Source organism: Okeania sp. SIO2F5, from assembly GCF_010692685.1.
In the GTDB taxonomy this organism is placed as follows: domain Bacteria; phylum Cyanobacteriota; class Cyanobacteriia; order Cyanobacteriales; family Microcoleaceae; genus Okeania; species Okeania hirsuta.
The window spans coordinates 20,109-38,876 of sequence record NZ_JAAHGU010000034.1; the positions used below are offsets into that span (position 1 = coordinate 20,109).

The 18,768-nt window shown below is 41.1% G+C and carries 5 protein-coding genes; 1 reads left to right on the forward strand and 4 read right to left on the reverse strand.

Translation table 11 applies throughout. The features are described from left to right. Positions 1-516 precede the first annotated feature (516 nt). Together F6K27_RS13885 and F6K27_RS13890 are read right to left on the reverse strand one after the other, a co-directional pair. A complete protein-coding gene (locus F6K27_RS13885; RefSeq protein WP_287276727.1) occupies positions 517-2,973 on the reverse strand; it encodes a choice-of-anchor Q domain-containing protein in 2,457 nt (818 codons plus the stop codon). A gap of 1,222 nt (positions 2,974-4,195) precedes the next feature. Beyond that, positions 4,196-9,958, reverse strand: a complete 5,763-nt coding sequence (locus F6K27_RS13890; RefSeq protein ID WP_287300879.1) for a cadherin-like domain-containing protein — start codon at positions 9,956-9,958, stop codon at positions 4,196-4,198. Between F6K27_RS13890 and F6K27_RS13895 the strand changes: the two genes are divergently transcribed. After that, the gene (locus F6K27_RS13895) at positions 9,951-10,586 is read left to right on the forward strand and encodes a hypothetical protein (RefSeq protein WP_287276731.1); all 636 of its coding nucleotides are present in this window, start codon (positions 9,951-9,953) and stop codon (positions 10,584-10,586) included. The genes F6K27_RS13890 and F6K27_RS13895 overlap by 8 nt on opposite strands. 1,028 nt (positions 10,587-11,614) lie before the next feature. Here the strand turns inward: F6K27_RS13895 and F6K27_RS13900 are convergent. Continuing rightward, the gene (locus F6K27_RS13900) at positions 11,615-14,527 is read right to left on the reverse strand and encodes a cadherin-like domain-containing protein (protein ID WP_287276732.1); all 2,913 of its coding nucleotides are present in this window, start codon (positions 14,525-14,527) and stop codon (positions 11,615-11,617) included. A gap of 370 nt (positions 14,528-14,897) precedes the next feature. Then, the gene (locus F6K27_RS13905) at positions 14,898-18,647 is read right to left on the reverse strand and encodes an Ig-like domain-containing protein (protein WP_287276733.1); all 3,750 of its coding nucleotides are present in this window, start codon (positions 18,645-18,647) and stop codon (positions 14,898-14,900) included. Positions 18,648-18,768 lie beyond the last annotated feature (121 nt).

Sequence of the window (18,768 nt, forward strand, 5' to 3'; positions counted from 1 at the left end):
ATGTATCTCACAACCAAAAAAAATAGACATCTGTTGGATTTTCTTCTTAATCCTGCCCATAAGCTGCGAAGGGGTGGAGAAACTACAAATTGGTATTGGCCTTCTCCCTGGACAAACAATTCTTCAACCCTACCTACAAAGTTTACATTGACACTAACCTTTATTAATAGTTTCTTGATAATTATTCTTAATAATTTCACAAATCACACCTGATTTTTAAGTATTTATTTATACAAAATATTGAAATAGTTAGTACATTAGGGGATTTGTCAATAAAAACTCAAACTTTTATGGTCAGGACTTAAAAAGAGGGCAGTAGGCGAGATAAGTAATTATACTTCATAGAGCTAGTTATGGACTTTTGCATTGAACTAACTAATAAATAATTTAATTGATAATTAGATGCAATTATTTTGGCATAACCTAAAAAGCGATCGCCTCTCAAATCAAAGGGGCGATCGCTTTAATAATCAATTTAACAATCAGTTAGACGTTGCAAAAGAGCGCTAATCTCAACTAGATAGTAGCAAAATCAGTAGCATCAATAGCTGTAGGAGCAATACCAAACAAAGTTGCTAAATCTTGTGATGTTGCAGTCTCCTGCAGAATAGTATTACCACCACTAGCAACTACAGTTAAGTCACTGAAAGTCAGACCATCTAACAAGAAGTTATCTGTACCATCTTGGTAATCCAAAATATCGTCACTGCCATCACCAGAGCGCAATATGAAACTGTCAGCACCATTACCACCAGTGAGAAGATCGGAACCTAAACCACCATCAAGAGTGTCGTTATTGCCACCACCTTCTAAGTTATCGTCACCATTACCACCTATGAGTTCGTCTCGACCTCCATTACCTTCTAAGTTATCGTCACCATTACCACCTATGAGGAGGTCTTGACCTCCACCACCTCGGAGGATATCATTTTCAGCTTCACCCATGAGAGTATCATTACCTGCATTACCCTCTAAGATATCATCACCAGTACCACCGAGTAATTCATCTGCCCCACCACGACCACTGATACTATCTGCTCCACCCAAACCTTGGATTAGGTTATCCTGAGCATTACCCTGAATCGGAATATCATCATTTCCAGTACCAACAATACCACCAGGGATCTCAAAATTACTACTATCAAGATCGGCAGCTTGGATATTTATTAAAGTTGCTAAATCTTGTGATGTTGCAGTTTCTCGGATAATAGTGTCAGTACCACTTTGAACGACAGTTACGTCACTGAAAGTCAAACCATCCAACAATAGCTCGTCTGTACCAGGGGTAAAATCACTAATCTGGTCATTGCCATCACCAGAACGCAATACGAAAGTATCGGCACCATTTCCACCATTCAGTAAATCGTTACCTAGACCACCGTCAAGAGTGTCGTTATTGTCACCACCTTGTAAGTCATCAACACCATTACCACCAAGGAGACTGTCTTGACCTCCACCACCAAGGAGAAGATCATTATCTGTACCACCATCAAGGGTATCATCACCAGTCCCACCATCAAGGTTGTCATTACCAGTACCACCAAGGAGTTCATCATTACCTCCCTGACCGTTGATGACATCTGCTCCTCCCAGACCATCAATGCTATTATTCTGATCATCACCGTTAATAGTCTCACTATTTCCAGTACCAAAAATGGTATTGGGGGTAGGGTCGGTAGGGTCAGTAGGGTCGGTAGGGTCAGTAGGGTCGGTAGGGTCAGTAGGGTCGGTAGGGTCAGTAGGATCGGTAGGGTCGGTAGGGTCAGTAGGATCGGTAGGATCGGTAGGGTCGGGATTGCCAAACTCGAATGCACCAATATCAGCTACACCATTAACAACGCGCTGGAAACCAGTACCTCGTTGGTCAGTAGTTAGACCGAGAGAGTTACTGCCAGCGTTAATAGCAGCACTGCCAGCTTGTAAAGCATGGGTTTGAGTAAGTCCACCGTTATCAGCAAGAGGATCTAGACCAGGGTTAGTGACTCCAGTTTGGTCACCTGTACCGTTGAAACGAGTATTAGCGTTTCCTGTACCAATTAAGTTGTTGCCACCGCTTTGGATGGAATTGCTAGTAGCTCTTAGTTCGTCAACATCATTAGCACCCGTACTATTACGGTTACCAGAAATAATTGTAGAAGTAACAGTTGTAGCCGTTTGATTGGGAGTGGTATCTAAAGCAAAACTTGCCAAACCACCGCCAGTTCCACCATTATTTAGAGTGGGAGTTTGTGCAAAGTTATTAGTAATGGTGCTGTTGGAAATTGTAGCATTGGTAAAATGGTTTAAATTGGGGTTGACAGCAGTGACGTAAACACCACCACCTTGACCGTTTGCTGTATTACCACTAATGGTGCTTTGAGTAACTTGTGTAGTACCAAAGATAGCAATACCGCCACCATCGCCAGTACCAGTAGCAAGTGCTGCGTTGTTATTGATGGTAGAATTAGTAATGGTTGTATCACCAAATGCCATGACACCACCACCATTGTAGTTAGCTTCATTATTGCTAATAGTGGTGTTGATAACATTGGCGGTGCCTAGATCGTTGTTATAGAAACCACCACCATCACCTGATGCAGTGTTGCCTGTGATTACAGCGTTACTGATAGTGATATTTTCATTATTGAATATACCACCACCATCACCAGCGTTAGTAGCATTACTTCCAAAAGCAAACCCACCTGTAATGTTTACTCCATCAATGGTAACTTGAGCTTGGTTATTAGCGTTGCCATCATCAACATTAAATACACGGAATTGACCATTAGCTGCACCCCCTCCATCTATGGTGACTGGATTTGTTTCATCTCCATCAATAGTGAGGTTTTTATCTATTAACAGTTCACTAGCGAGGGCGATAGTCTGACCACCTAGACTGGGGTCAAATTGAATCGTATCACCTGCGGCAGCATCAGTAATTGCTTGTCTTAGGGAACCAGATCCACTATCGTTAAGATTAGTTACTGTAGCCATAGTTTGTTTGACTTTTTAGTATTTTGTTTGCTATTCGTTTAAGCATTGTTAGTTGCTTCTCATCCGGAAAAAATAAGATTAATTTAGATTAATTAATTTTGCCTAAAATCTAATTCAATCATGGCAATAATTTCGAGAAATATCTTCATTTCCCAGTTGAATATTTTCTCAGTAAATCATCAGTTAATCTACTGAAAAATATGGCAAATTTTCTACATTTTTGCAGCAAAGTATAGGTAATTTGTAACAATTTTTTCATGTTATTACAAATTACTAAATGCTTATTCAATTGAGATTACATCCATTTATAAAAATAACTTTTAACTATCATTTCACTTCTTCAGATATCAGCCAGAAAAACAGGAAAAAAATATGATTATTTATTCTGTAATTTTGCTGAGTTCGATTAATGATAATTACCGATGAATTGACAATAGACAATAAATATTTCAGCAACTTCAACTAGAAAACTCTGGTAGTTTTCACTTAGATGCTGTTAAATGATATAGCTGAAGGAAGAGGGAAGAAGGAAAAATGTTGCTTTGTCTAAGTTTTAAGCTTTTGAACTGCCCTAACCTTTTCTTCGACTGCTATATTCAAATAATAAGTAAATTCAAGGAGATTTTTTCCCCTTTAATTCAAGATTCTAATTTTTTTTCCTGCCACCCTATCACAAGTAGGTAGGAATTCAATCCAAACAAGGGTGCAACTAACCTGATTTTCTTTATGCACTTAATCTCGATCATTGATGCTTTTCCATCCTACTCATTCTTTCATCAAAGTGTCAAGGGTAAAGGATTATTTTTTTTAAGAAAAGCTATAGCGCTACGCGCAAGTCAAAAGTCAAAAGTCAAAAGTTAAAAGTAATATCTGAATGAGTTTGAGCATTTATAAATGTTCTAATATCATGTTCCCCCTCCGGGGGAGCTACGAATTGCGGATAATCAGTTATAAATAAAATTTAATGACTGACAGTACCGACAGTACCAAAGAAATACTGAAATTATCTTTACTTTTCTCCAATATTTGCTCTTTTTCTCCTTTTTTCCCTCCTGACTTCTGACTCCTGACTCCTCACAACAGTTATTTATAAGTATTCAACCGAATATGATATAACCTATTTGCGTAGTCCTATATAAAAAATAGGTTGCTGAGTTATCAACAACCTATCTAGTAAGAGATACAAAATTATTAGTGACTGATACTTAATAGCAACAAAGCCTTAGATAATAGTAAAGTCGTCATTTATATCCAGGGCAACAACCCCACTAACATCTTCTAATTCTGCCAAAATTTGTGAATCATCACCAACCGTATTATCGCCATTAGCATCATAAATGAGGTAAGTTTTACCTTCAACTTCGTAGGCAAATAAACCAGGGTTTCCAGCTATTAACACATTTCCAGAAATATTGGTAGTTTGTACATCGGTAGCAATATTATCAACAGCAGGAATAACTGTGCTAGAAAATGCAATAGTATCCCCACCGACGACACCTAAGTCCTCAAAACCAGTAATGCGGTCGTACAAACCAGCACTAATGGCAGTACCAATAGAAGCAGCATCCGCAGCATTAAACTTCGCACCACCGTCATCAGCACTGGTATAAACAAAAGTGTTATTGCCATTATCATCAGAGAGGGTATCCGCTCCCAGACCACCAATAAAGATATCATCATCGTCACCTCCATCTATGGAGTCGTTACCGTCACCACCGACTAAACTGTCGTTTTCATCATCTCCTGCTAAAGTGTCGTTACCTGCTAAACCTTCCAGAGTATCGTCGCCTCCGCTACCATCAAAATTATCATTAAACTCACCACCCACCAAGAAGTCAGGATCATTACTAACATCCAGAATATTTACCGTAGCAGTAGCAGTAGCTTCGTCGAGACCATCCGTAATGGTGTATTGAAAGAGGTCGGTACCAGTGCCAAACACTGCTGTGTATTGAACTTGAGTACCCAAGTTATTTAAGATACCCAAAGGCTCATCATTGCTAAGAGTTGTAATTGACAAAGGATCTGGGCCATCAATATCGCTGTCATTTCCCAACACATCAATTGTTATCACATTCCCCAAATTGGTAAATACTGGCCCGTCATCAATGGCAATGGGCAGGTCATTTACTGGGGTGACATCAATATTAATAACTTGGGTAGAGGAACTATTTTCGTCATTGCCATCATCAACGGTGTAACTGAAAGTGCCAGCAGCTCCATTAGCGTTAGCAACTGGAACAAATGTTAATGATGTTAGTTGCTCAGTGGTTAACTGTTGGAGAGCAGTTACTGAAGTATTATTTGACAATAGTACTTGCCCAATTTCTGCGTTAGGAATACTGTCAACAGTAATAGTTAACGCATCACCGTCGGGGTCAGTGGGTGCTGGAATGTCTAAGGTCGCATTATTATCTTCCTCCAAGGTGACAGTTTTATCAGCTTCTACTTCTGGAGGTCGGTTAGCTTCGACGATATTAATATTTAACAATCCACTGGTAGTACCGCCGTCTTGGTCTGTAACCAGGAAGTTGAAACTGTCAGTGCCAATACTAGCAGTAGTAGTTGCATAACTAATTTCTCCATTATCGAGATTTTCCTGAGTGAATTTACTTCCTACTGCTAAAGTTTCTCCTCCCTGTTGTAATTCCCCTAAAGTCGGCACTTCAGTCAGGGTATATTGTAGAGAAGCAGGAGTGGCAGTTTCTACATCAGGGTCAATAAATTGGAGATTTTCTGTAGGAATGACCTTACTTTGACCAATAAATGCACTTAGGTCAGTCGTAGTACCGACAGGTGGCTCGTTGACCCGAATATTAAAGGTATCTGTCACTTTACCGCCATCAACATCGATGACTCGGAAACTAAAGGAGTCATCATTTGTATTAGTAGCTGTGTGTTCGTAGATAACTAAACCACTATTGATATTTTCTTGAGTGAAAGTATTGGTGGGGTTATCCTCCAGTTGTAATATTCCTGCTGCTGCTTCAGTGGTAACTGTATAAGTAAAAGCATTTGTACCATTATCCCCATCCGTTGTCTGCAATAAATTCTGACTGATGCTTCCTGTCCCCCCAAAGTTGACAACCAGTTCGCTGTTTTTAGTAATTTCGGGGATGTCGTTGACCAAGATATTAGCAGTACCAACACCTTCACTAAAGGCATTTGTGCCACCTATGGTTGAGATATCGGTTAGTTCGCTAGTATTACTGCTGCCGTCGGTGGTATCCCAACCACGGAATTGAATAGTGGCATCGCCGAAAAAGTCGGTATTGGGAACAAAACGTAGGCGATCGCTTGTTGTAGCTTTCAGTAATGTCGTATTGCTATTACTCACGTCTACCCAGTTTGTACCATCATCTACGGAATATTGCCACAGACCATTACTATTATCTATTTGAGTAATAGCTATTCCGCTACTCGCTCCTCCATCAGCATCTGTAACTGCACCAGCGATAATACTTGCGACGGGAGTGCCAGTATTATTTACTTCATTTTCATTGATAGTTGTCAGAGCTAAATTTCCTAGGTCTGTTAGTACTGGTGCATCGTTTAATGCTTCTACTTGTACGGATATAGTACCTGTTTGAGTCGCAGTAGCATCGTTAGCTGTTTCTGTTGCTGTAGCTGTAACTGTTAAGTCAAAACTAAAGGTTGTTCCGGTCTCTCGGTCTCCAGGAGGGGAGATAGTTAAATTGGTTAATTCCTCTGGGGTCAAAACCCAACTACCATCACCTTGGTCTGTTCCTGCGGAAAGAGTTGCTCCTGCTGGCACTCCACTAATAGTAATAGACAGATTTTCTGAACCGCTAGTATCTACTAAACTAGCAGCTATACCCAGAGGTAGCTCTTCTATATCTGTTCCTGATACATTTGGTGTAGATATTTCCAGGTTAGGAGTATCGGCAACGGGAGTAACATTAATGTTGACTGTTGCTGTATCTGTGAACCCTTGAGTATCCGTAATAGTATATGTGAAACTCTCCTGCCCACTAAAATTCTCATTAGGCGTATAGATGAAACTCTCTGTTGTTTCTGCTAAAGTGCCATTTTTAATATTATCGGCAGCAAACTCAGTAATTGTAATTTGCTCACCATCAGCTTCGGAATCATTTGCCAATAATTCTGACTTATTAATAGTTATTGCCGTATCTTCGTTAGTCTCAAATACATCATCACCAGCTATGGGAGAGGTATCACCGGGATTAATATTAATATTTAGTAACCCACTGGTCGTACCCCCGTCTTGGTCAGTCACAACATAACTAAATGTATCTGTTCCAGGTTCATCTCCTGTATGTTGGTAAGAGAGACTGCCTTGGTCAATATCCTCTTGAGTGAAAGTATCCGTTACTTCCAGAATCGCCTTTCCTAGTTGTAGTTTTCCACTGGTTGGTAATTCTGTAACTTCATAAATTAGAGTTTCTGCAACAGCATCAGTATCAGGATCTTCTGCCAGTAGATTTTTATTAGTAATTTCTTCCTGGGTATCTTCATCGAGACTTAAATTTTTGCTCGTAATATTTGGCGGGACATTAACTCTGATTTCAAATGTGTCTGTGGTTTCACCTCCTACCTGGTCTGAAACACTGAAACTAAAAGAATCATTTTTAGTATCATTATTATCGTGTTCATAAGTAAGTAACCCTTGGTCAATATCCTCCTGAGTAAAACTGGTAAAGCTTCCTCCATCAACTAGCAAATTACCACGAGTAGGCAATTCTGTAACTGTATAAATTAAGGAAGTTTTACTATCATCGGTTGTTTCTAGGAGAGTATTATCTATTATTCCAGTCTCTTGTGTATTGACCACTAATTCAGTATTCGTTCCCACCAATGGTAAATCATTAATACTGAGATTAATTAAAGCAGTATCAGTTTGAGGTTCGCCTAAACCTGTGTTGCCTTGGTCATTTACCGAGATGCTGATAGAATCACTACCTGAGTTATTACCTGTATATGTCAGGGTGTTGAGAGACTGGTTGATATTTTCTAAACTTCCGGTAAATACTATTTCCGCATCTGCTTGACCATCACCAGTTGTAAAGGTGAGACCAGAGGTAGAATTAAGGGTGAGGTTACCGTCATTAGTAGTTTCTAGGGTAACTTCTAATTCTCCGTCTCCAGCATCGGGGTCTGTTACCTCAATACCAACAATATCTAATTGTTCCCCTTCATTAACCAGTTGTTGGTCGTCAGGAATTGTAATTTCTGGTGGGTCGTTGACATTGAGCAGGGCGATCGTAAATGACTTAGTTAAGTTTTCTCCAGCATTGTCAAATGTTCTGACTTGGATGTCATAGGTCTCTTGTTGCTCAAAATCAAGATTTGTTCCCTCTGCTACAACTAGCTGGTCTTCGTTGAGAGCAAAGCGTCCATCAGCATCATCAACTAATCTATATTCATGGACATCACTTTCATCTGGGTCTTCTGTGGTAAATGTACCAATAACTGTACCTGCTTCACTATTTTCTTCCACACTATCGTTATCTAACAGAATGTCAGTGGGAGGATCGTTGAGAGAAGGTGGTGTTACTTCACCTGGATCTGGAGGGGTTGGTGATGGTGTTGAGTCTGGCGAGTCTGTTGGGGTTGGTGATGGTGTTGAGTCTGGCGAGTCTGTTGGGGTTGGTGATGGTGTTGAGTCTGGCGAGTCTGTTGGGGTTGGTGATGGTGTTGAGTCTGGCGAGTCTGTTGGGGTTGGTGATGGTGTTGAGTCTGGCGAGTCTGTTGGGGTTGGTGATGGTGTTGAGTCTGGCGAGTCTGTTGGGGTTGGTGATGGTGTTGAGTCTGGCGAGTCTGTTGGGGTTGGTGATGGTGTTGAGTCTGGCGAGTCTGTTGGGGTTGGTGATGGTGTTGAGTCTGGCGAGTCCGTTGGGGTTGGTGATGGGTCTGGCGAGTCCGTTGGGGTTGGTGATGGGTCTGGCGAGTCTGTTGGTGTTGGTGTTGGTGTAGGTGTAGCTGTAGGAAAAGGAGTTTCTGGAGTAGGGAAGAAATTACCAGAATTAAGAGTGCCACTATCAACACCAATTAAGATAGCCAAAGTATTACCGTCAGCATTCCGAATAACAGTATTACCACCCTCGTCAGATATTTCTAAATCTTCAAACGTTAGACCTCCCTCCAAACTAAGAAGGTCATCTGTAGTATTAAAGTCAGTAACAGTATATAAATTATCAGATTCCTCAAAATCTACAATAACGAAACTATCTTCACCCTCGCCTCCAGTTAAAGTATCATCACCTCGACCACCTATCAATAGATCGTCACCCTGACCTCCATCAATAGAATCATTTCCTTTACCACCTGAGAGGATATCATTTGCCTCCCCACCATCTAGAGTATCGTTTCCTCGTTCGCCATTGAGAGTGTCAGCACCTGCATCTCCTAATAATAAGTCATCATCTTTACCTCCAGATAATACGTCATCTCCCGTACCACCATCTAAAGTATCGTTACCTTGGTTTCCTGATAAAGAATCATTATCTTCATTTCCTGAAATACTATCAGTACCTTCACCACCCCTAATAACATCTAACCCCGCACCACCAGAGATAATATCATTACCATCCTGACCGAGAAGCGTATCATTTCCTCCATCTCCTGCTACCGTATCATCGCCAATATCTCCTGAAACAAAGTCGTTTTCTTCTCCTCCTGCTACATCATCGTTTTCCTTACCACCGTAAATAACGTCTCTACCTTCTCCACCTCTGACTGTATCTGAGCCGCGATCGCCGAATACTGTATCATTCCCAGCATCACCGAGAACAGAGTCAGCATCTCTTCCACCTCGTAGACTATCATCTCCCAAACCACCGCTAACTGTATCATTGCCTCGGTTGCCGTTGATTTGGTCGTTGCCTTCTTGGCCAAGTAAAGAATCACCTTCTTCTTGGCCAAATACTATATCATTGCCACCTAGTGCAGAATATGTATCGCTGAAGACACTACCAAATGCTAGATCGTCTCCCTCGGTGCCCACTGCTTCACCACCTGGAAGTAAAGTTCCTCCTCCTGGTGCTGTAGGTACGGGAGCTGGCGTTGTTGCAGGCGTTGGTGCTGGTGTAGGAGATGGGGTTGGTGCTGGTGTTATTACTGGTGGGGTTGGTGTTATTACTGGTGGAGTTGGTGTTATTACTGGTGGTTCTGTTGGTTCTACTGGTTCTATCACTACAAAGTCGCCATTTGCATCGAAGAAACCTATTATACCATCTATTACAACTATTTCCCTACCTTCGGGAGTTGTTGGTATGGGTGTTGGCGCTGGGGTTGTTGCTGGGGTTGGTGCTGGGGTTGGTGCTGGGGTTGGTGCTGGTGTTGGTGCTGGGGTTGGTGCTGGTATTGGTGCTGGTGTTGGCGCTGGTGTTGGTGCTGGGGTTGGTGCTGGGGTTGGTGCTGGGGTTGGTGCTGGGGTTGGTGCTGGGGTTGGTGCTGGGGTTGGTGCTGGTGTTGGTTCTGGTGTTGGGGATGCCGTCGGTACTGGTTGTAATGGTACAAAGTCACCATTATCATCAAGGAAACCTCGTATGGGAAAGCCATTTATTATCCTTGTAATTATTTCAACATTTATAGGTGTGCCTGCTGAAGCCATTTTTCTACCTCTTAAATAATATATAATTTACGTTAGCTAGTATTAGACAAGGTCAAGATTTTTTTTGTTTATCTACTTCTTGATGATGTAGTAATATTGTTAATTTTTACAAGGGATAATATTGTTTTTATTACAGGTTATATCATGTCCGCTTAATTAGTAAAAATAAAGTTCTTAGGTAGTAGGTGGTAGGTGTAAATTAAAGAGGGAATTCTGAATATAATCAGAAATTTTGGAGTTCCCTTCAAGAGCAAGAGGAGAACATTTTTATTATACTTAATTATTCGGATATGGTATTATTAATAACTTTAATTTATCAAGTTACTTAAATCGAACGAACCCATCTATATTCATTCAACATTTCTCGTATTGGGAAAGTCAAACTATAACTAATTGAATTAGTTTCAGCCATAAAATTTGATGTTTTTTTGCTCTACAACTTTGTTAAGGTTAACATTTTTTTTCCTTTTTAACAATTGGTATAATCTTATAAAGTTATCTAGATATTGCAAGTATTATTTGCTGATCGTTATCTGGGATAAATTATATCATTTGCCCCCTTCGGGGGAGCTACGCTTATGGTAAAACAGTTATAATAGGGCTTCGTAATTTTGCTCTAGTCCTAATATCAAGTCTCATTAATTAGCCATAATAAAAATGTTCTTTTCTTGAGAGAGAATATTTTTTCCTAGGCCATGCTGCGCAAACAAACTTTCCCTTGTTCCCTACTCTCTACTCCCTGCTCCCTACTCCCTAAATTTTTTATTGTGCTTCTTCAAAGATACATGATATAAGACAAGTATTTAATTAAAGGGCTAAAGCTCAACTACAAACAAAAACTTTATTATAACGCGCTTATTTGTTAGCGTAGCTCCCCTGGAAGGGACTAGGGTAGCTCCCCCAGAGGGGGCACATTATATTAACTAGACTTTGAAGATTTATTCTCCTAAAAAATAAAATCGTGGATAATAGCTCGGTCGAACTATTTTTATCCACTTTTGCGACTGATTTGAACGATTTTTTACATTTTCATATTACCTCCTAGGGTTAAATAAACTTAAAATCTGAAGAGTCAATAACAGTACTAATAGCATCAGGAACAAGAGGTATATTATTAAGGACTGCTAAATCAAAAGCAGGATTACCATCATCCTCAAGATTCGGGTCATATCCTAAGATAACTTTACTATTCAAACTATTATTTACATAGATAAAGAAAGCAGGACTTGTTCCCGAACCATTTTGATTATTCAGAATAGAATTAACTTGCTGCACATTTTCAAATCTATTCTCAAAAATAATTAGTTCTTGACCACTTATATCTTGACCTTGGGAACCCAAATTATCAAGAGAAATTATCACACTAGAAAATTCTGTAGCAGTGCCAGGAGGATTAGTTAAATTGCCAAAATTACTGGATCTAAACAAGAATACATCTACATTACTACCATTAAAATCAGTAATTACATCGACTCCTTCATTGGGAACTTCAAAAAAGAAAGCATCATCTCCCTCATTACCAGTTAACCTGTCCGCACCAAAACCACCACTCAAAGAGTCATCACCTATATTGCCATTAATACTGTCGTTACCTTCGTCACCACTGATAAAATCATTTCCTTCATTACCATCAAGAGTGTCAACCCCTGCACCACCACTCAAAGAGTCATCACCGACCCCACCAACAACACTATCGTTGCCTAACCCACCGAATAAACTATCGCTACCAGTTTGGCCAAGCAGCAGGTCATCATCAGCACCACCGTCTAGAGTATCATTACCAGAATTACCTCCTAAAGTATCATTTCCAGTATTACCAAATAAAGAGTCATTATCATCTTCACCGGATAGAGAGTCATTGCCCGTACCTCCGTCTAGGGTATCGTTACCCTGTCCACCTCTGAGAGTATCTTGTTGTTCTGCTCCTAATAATAGATCGCTGCCGTCTTCTCCTAACAAAGAGTCACTATCAGCACCACCATCTAGAGTATCGTTGCCTACTCCTCCAAATAATGTATCAGCTTGTTCTGCACCAAACAAAGAGTCATTTCCAGCTTCACCTAATATAGAATCTTCGTCCGCTCCTCCATCTAAAATATCCTCTCCAGCACGACCACTAATAGTATCCTCTCCAGCATTTCCGAGAATGTAGTCACTTGCGGGAGTACCGTTAATGGTATTATCACCACCTCCACCTTCAGATATATTATCAACAACAGTAATACTAAAGGATGTAGTTGGAATTGTTCCATTATCGCCATCAGAAACAGAAAAAGTAAACGGAAACCTACCTGCTGTGTTACCCGGAGTATATAGAATTAAGTTGTTATTAATATCAGCTTGAGAAAAAGTATCGTCATTATTGATACTATCATCAACTAATGTCAGATTACCTTGTATGGGTGCCCTGATAATATTGTAGGTAATTTCTTCTGCTGTGTTGTCGGTATCTGTAACTAAAAGATTAGTATTGAATATTGTTTGTCTTGCTCCACCTCTCTCAGCAATGATACCTCGGTTATTAACTAACTGCGGTGAGTCATTGACTTTAATATTAACTTGAGCAGTATCGGAACCACCATTGCCATCACTAATACTATAACTAAAACTGTCCTCTCCGAGGAACCCAGTATTGGGAGTATATGTGTAGGTTGTACTGTTTTCTTGTACTAATGAGCCATTTCGTGGTGTATCTATGGCAGAAATACTGAGAGGGTCTCCATCTGGGTCAGAGTCGTTTTCGAGTAGTTCTTGAGTAGTAAAAGTTAATGGTTCATTTTGATTTGTCGTTAAGTTATCGTCCTCTGCTTCAGGGGGGTTGTTGGAAGGTTCTGGAGTTTCTGTGGGTGTGGGTGTGGGAGTTTCTGTGGGTGTGGGTGTGGGAGTTTCTGTAGGTGTGGGTGTGGGAGTTTCTGTAGGTGTGGGTGTGGGAGTTTCTGTGGGTGTGGGTGTGGGAGTTTCTGTAGGTGTGGGTGTGGGAGTTGGACTTGGTGAAGTTGTTGGTCCAGGAGGTGTGGGTGTAGGGAGTGATAATGTTACAAAGTCACTGGAGTCTATTGTGCTACTTTCAACTCCTTCTAGTACTGCCAAAAAATCGCCGTTCGTACCACCTACACTAATAATAGTGTTATCAGGGTTGTCTTCTGATGCAAAAATACTTAGTTCTTCAAAACTCAAACCATTGCTAAGACCGATTAAATCTTCGTTACTGAAGTCATTAATAAAATCTGCACTGCTAACTCCTGGACCTCCTGAGTCACGAGTAATATTAAAGGTATCTTGCCCTATTCCTCCTGAAATTGTATCTGCACCAAGGTCTCCAGAGAGGAAATCTGCACCAACACCTCCTGCTAGTGAGTCTGCATCTTTTCCTCCAAAAAGTACATCATCTCCTGTATTACCTTCTAGAATATCTCTACCTGTTTCACCAAATAATGTATCTCCACCATCATTCCCTAATAAGCGATCGTCACCTGCTCCACCAACTACTGTATCATTACCGATGTCCCCAGCAACAAAATCATCCCCCCGGTCGCCGAATAATAGATCGTCCTCTCCACCACCGACAATACTATCATTCTCTTTACCTCCATAGATAGTATCGTTGCCTTCTTCTCCCCAGATAGTATCACTGTCGCGATCGCCATATAAGACGTCACTACCACTATCTCCAAACAGAGAATCTAAATCTTTGCCACCTCGTAAACAATCATCTCCCGGACCACCGTCGAGAAAATCATTTCCGGCATTTCCGTTCATTTGGTCTTGACCTTCATCTCCCAGGAGAGCGTCATTGTCATCTAGAGCAAAAACTGTATCATCTCCGGACAATGCTAAAATTGTATCTGCTACTGTACTCCCAATGATGGAGTCACTGAAAATGCTTCCCTCTGCTAAACCTCGAATAAAAATTGTTGATGGTAGTTCGACTTGTTGTTTGACTCTTTCTGTTTGTGCCATTTTAATTTTTCCTGATAATTGCTATGAGATAAAAGGGAGTAGGGAGTAGGGGAAATAATTGATAATTTCTGTGGGATAATTAATTTTATTTTTTATTATCTTTATCCCTTATGGGTTTAATACCCCACCGTCAGCGGGGGTGCAAATGCGGTTGGTGGGGTGAGAATCCCCATCGACTCCATTCTGCTGACTCCTGACTCCTTCTTCAATGGAGATGTCTATTTTTTTATAGACAACGGAACAGAAGTAAGGATATTCAGTTAGACAATAGGGGAAAAAGGTTGAATTTTACTCCCATACTCCCCACACTCCCCTATTCCCTGTTCCCTGTTCCCTGTTCCCTGTTCCCTGTTCCCTGTTGCCTGTTGCCTTATATAAACTCAAAATCACCAGCATCAATAATGGTTGAAATTTGGTCTTCTTCAGGTTCAATAGACTGAAGTATACCCAACTCAAAAGCAGGAACACTGTCATCAGCTAAACTTGTGTCATAACCAAAGACATATTTTCCACGTTGACCATTGAGGTAAACAAAGAAAGCAGGGCGATCGCTGGAGCCATTTTGTACATTTAAGGCAGCATTGACTGCTTGTGCATTATCAAACTTACCTTCAAAAATAATCAGTTCTGCATCACCGATACTCTGACCTTCCGATCCTATATTCTCATCCTGGAGAATTACACTAGAAAAACCACTATTAGTTAAACCGCCAAAGTTAGCAGATGTAAATAGTAATGTATCATCATCACCTGGTCGGTCGAAATCTCTGACTGTATCTATACCTTGGTCTGCAACTTCATAGAAGAAGAAATCATTCCCGGCACCACCTGTCAGTCGATCTGAACCAGAACCTCCAGCTATAGTATCATTACCAATACTGCCGTCAATTCCATCATTGTCATCACCACCTTGGATACTATCATCTCCTATATCACCCAAAATGATATCCTGACCCGGACCAGCGTCGATAGTGTCATTACCATCATCACCAACCAGAGAGTCATCACCTTCTTCTCCAAATATTGAATCGTTCTCTGAACCACCTAAAACGGTATCTGCTCCTGCTCCACTACTAATAGTATCGTTGTCTGAACCACCATCTATTAGATCGCTACCGTCTCCACCTGTTACGGAGTCGTTGTCAGCTCCACTGCGAATGGTATCGTTACCCGCATTGCCAGCTATGGTATCGTCACCATCTGCTCCTAGAAGAGAGTCGTTACCTTCTCCTCCAGTCATACTGTCGCTGCCTTCTCCTCCTAAGAGGTTGTCGTTACCAGCATCTCCAGAAAGGCGATCGTTGCCTGTATCTCCAGAAAGGCGATCGTTGCCATCACCACCAAATAAGCTATCGGAACCATCACCACCTCTGAGGGTATCTTGTTGACTGCCACCAAATAGACAGTCATCACCAGAGTCGCCTAACAGAGAGTCGCTTCCTTCACCACCATCTATATAGTCGCTGCTACTGAGACCATCAATACTATCGTCTCCTGCTAATCCCAAAATATTATTACTTAGGGCAGTACCAGTGAAGTTATCCGCTTCATTGGTTAATGTTTTAGTATCATCTACAATACCAATACTAAATGAGTTGGGAGGAACCTGACCCCCGGCAACATCAGAGACTGTGTAGGTAAAAAAGTCACTACCTGCCGTATCATCTGGAGTAAATTGTAGTAAGTTATTGTTAATATCTTCTTGAGTGAAGGTATCTCCCTCCCGTAAACGAGAACTATCTCCTATTCTCAGGTCGCCTAAGTCCGGAGCATCAGTAATTGTGTATATTACCTCATCAGGAGAATTATCAGCATCAGATGCTTGCAAATTATTGGAATTTATAAACCTTATACCTGAACCAGCTTCTACTACTATGCCAGTATTGTTAACTAACTCTGGCGATCGGTTAATTGTAATTGTCACATTAGCAGTATCGCTACCCCCATTACCATCGCTGATAGTGTAGCTGAAACTTTCTGTACCTACAAAACCATCATCTGGAGTATATTCAAATAACCCATTGCTTTTCTGCACTAACTCTCCATTGGAGACTGATGTAAAATCAGTTACTGTTAGAGGATCGCCGTCAGGATCGGAATCATTTTCTAATACATTAAATTCTACTAATTTACTTTGACTAGTTGCTACTTCGTCATCTGCTGCATTTGGTCTGCGGTTAGGAATGGGTGGAGGTGTTGGTTCTGGTGTTGGTTCTGGTGTTTCTGTCGGTTCTGGTGTTTCTGTTGGTTCTGGTGTTTCTGTTGGTTCTGGTGTTTCTGTTGGTTCTGGTGTGCCTGTTGGGTCTGGTGTGCCTGTTGGGTCTGGTGTGCCTGTTGGGTCTGGTGTATCTGTAGGGTCTGGCGTACCTGTGGGAGAAGGAGTAGGAAAAGGAAATCCACCAGAACCAATGAAATTACCAGCATTAATAGTGTTATTGTCAACTCCTACTAATATTGCCAAAAATGGACCATCAGAACCATTCTGAATAATAGTATCACGACCTGTACCACTGGGACTTTGGAAAATAACTAAGTCATCAAACCCAAGACCTCCTCCTAAACGAATTAGATCGGCATTACCATTGAAGTCAGAAATAACATCTGCCTCGAAAATTTCAGGACCGCCATTTTCAGGACTAATGAAAAATGTATCGCTACCCTCATTACCAATCAGAGTATCTGTACCGAAACCCCCTATTAGACAGTCGTTACCAATATTTCCTTGAACTTGGTCGTTACCATCTCCACCGTCTATCGTATCATTATCTCCATCACCACTGAGCAGGTCTGCTCCGGAACCTCCAAATATTGAGTCGTTACCGAAACCGCCAGATACTTCGTCATTGCCTTCATCACCAAAAATAGTATCGCTGCCAGGGTCTCCAAATAAGCGATCATTACCTAGACCGCCATTAACAAAGTCCTCCCCAGCGCCACCGCTAACAAAGTCGTTCCCCTCACCACCAAGAACATTATCGTTACCATCTCCACCAAAGACAGCATCATCTCCTCTGTCACCAAATACCTCATCATCTCCTGCATCACCAGAAACACTATCATTATCTCGACCGCCATAAATAGTATCTCGACCATCCCCTCCACTAACTGTATCATTTCCGCGATCGCCAAATAATATATCATTACCCTCCTCTCCTAAAATCAGGTCGTCATCTTTACCACCACGGGCGTTATCATTTCCTTGGTTTCCTACAACTGTATCATTACCTCGACTGCCATTGAGAGTATCATTATTTTCATCTCCTCTAATTTCATCATTACCACCTTGACCAATAATAGTGTCGTCGCCCACCGCTCCAAATATGACATCTACTTGGTCGCTACCAATTAAAAATTCATTATTGGGAGTGCCTCGGAATACTCCTTCGACTCTTATAGGTGCTCCTTCACTAAGAACACTGATGTTAACTGTTGCCAGAGAACTGCTAGTACCATTGCTTACAGAATAACTAAAACTATCTGTTCCAATAAAAAATTGTCTGGGGGTATAAGTGAAAGTTCCTGTACCATTTTCGAGTAATGAACCATCGGTAGGTAAGCTAAAATTACTAACAAATATTGAATTTCCTGAAGGGTCGATGTCATTTTCGAGGACATTAAAACTAACGGTTTGACTCTGGTTAGTTGTCACTTCGTCATCGACAGCTATTGGTTGTGGTGGTGGTACTGGCGAAGCAGTTGGTGGTGGGGTTGGTGCTGGTGTTGGTGTGGGTAATGCCTGAAACACGCCGTTAACAATTAAACCAATTAGCTCGCCATTATCAGCTCTAACTTCGATAACTTCTGTTGGTGGTGGGGTTGGTTCTGGTGTTGGTGTTGGTTCTGGTGTGGGTGTGGGTGTTTCTGTTGGGGTTGGTGTGGGTGTGGGTGTGGGTGTGGGTGTGGGTGTGGGTGTTTCTGTTGGGGTTGGTGTGGGTGTGGGTGTAGGTGTTTCTGTTGGAGTTGGTGTGGGTGTGGGTGTAGGTGTTTCTGTCGGGGTTGGTGATGGTACTGGCTGTAATGGTACAAAGTCACCATTATCACTAATAAAACCTCGTATGGGAAAACCATTTATTTCCCTTATAACTATTTGCATATTTACAGGTGTTAATCCTGTTCCCATTATTTTTCTCCTTCTAAAAATTATCTTTAATTAGTTTGTGATTTTTATTGACAAATACTTTTTTTTATAGTAATAAAATCATTTATTTTTCATTGGTCCTCAATTTGACCAATAATTACAA

Excerpts from the sequence above, each read along its gene's own strand:
- F6K27_RS13885 (WP_287276727.1), bottom strand. The coding sequence starts at position 2,973 with ATGGCTACAGTAACTAATCTTAACGATAGTGGATCTGGTTCCCTAAGA.
- F6K27_RS13905 (WP_287276733.1), bottom strand. The coding sequence starts at position 18,647 with ATGGGAACAGGATTAACACCTGTAAATATGCAAATAGTTATAAGGGAA.
- F6K27_RS13900 (WP_287276732.1), bottom strand. The coding sequence starts at position 14,527 with ATGGCACAAACAGAAAGAGTCAAACAACAAGTCGAACTACCATCAACA.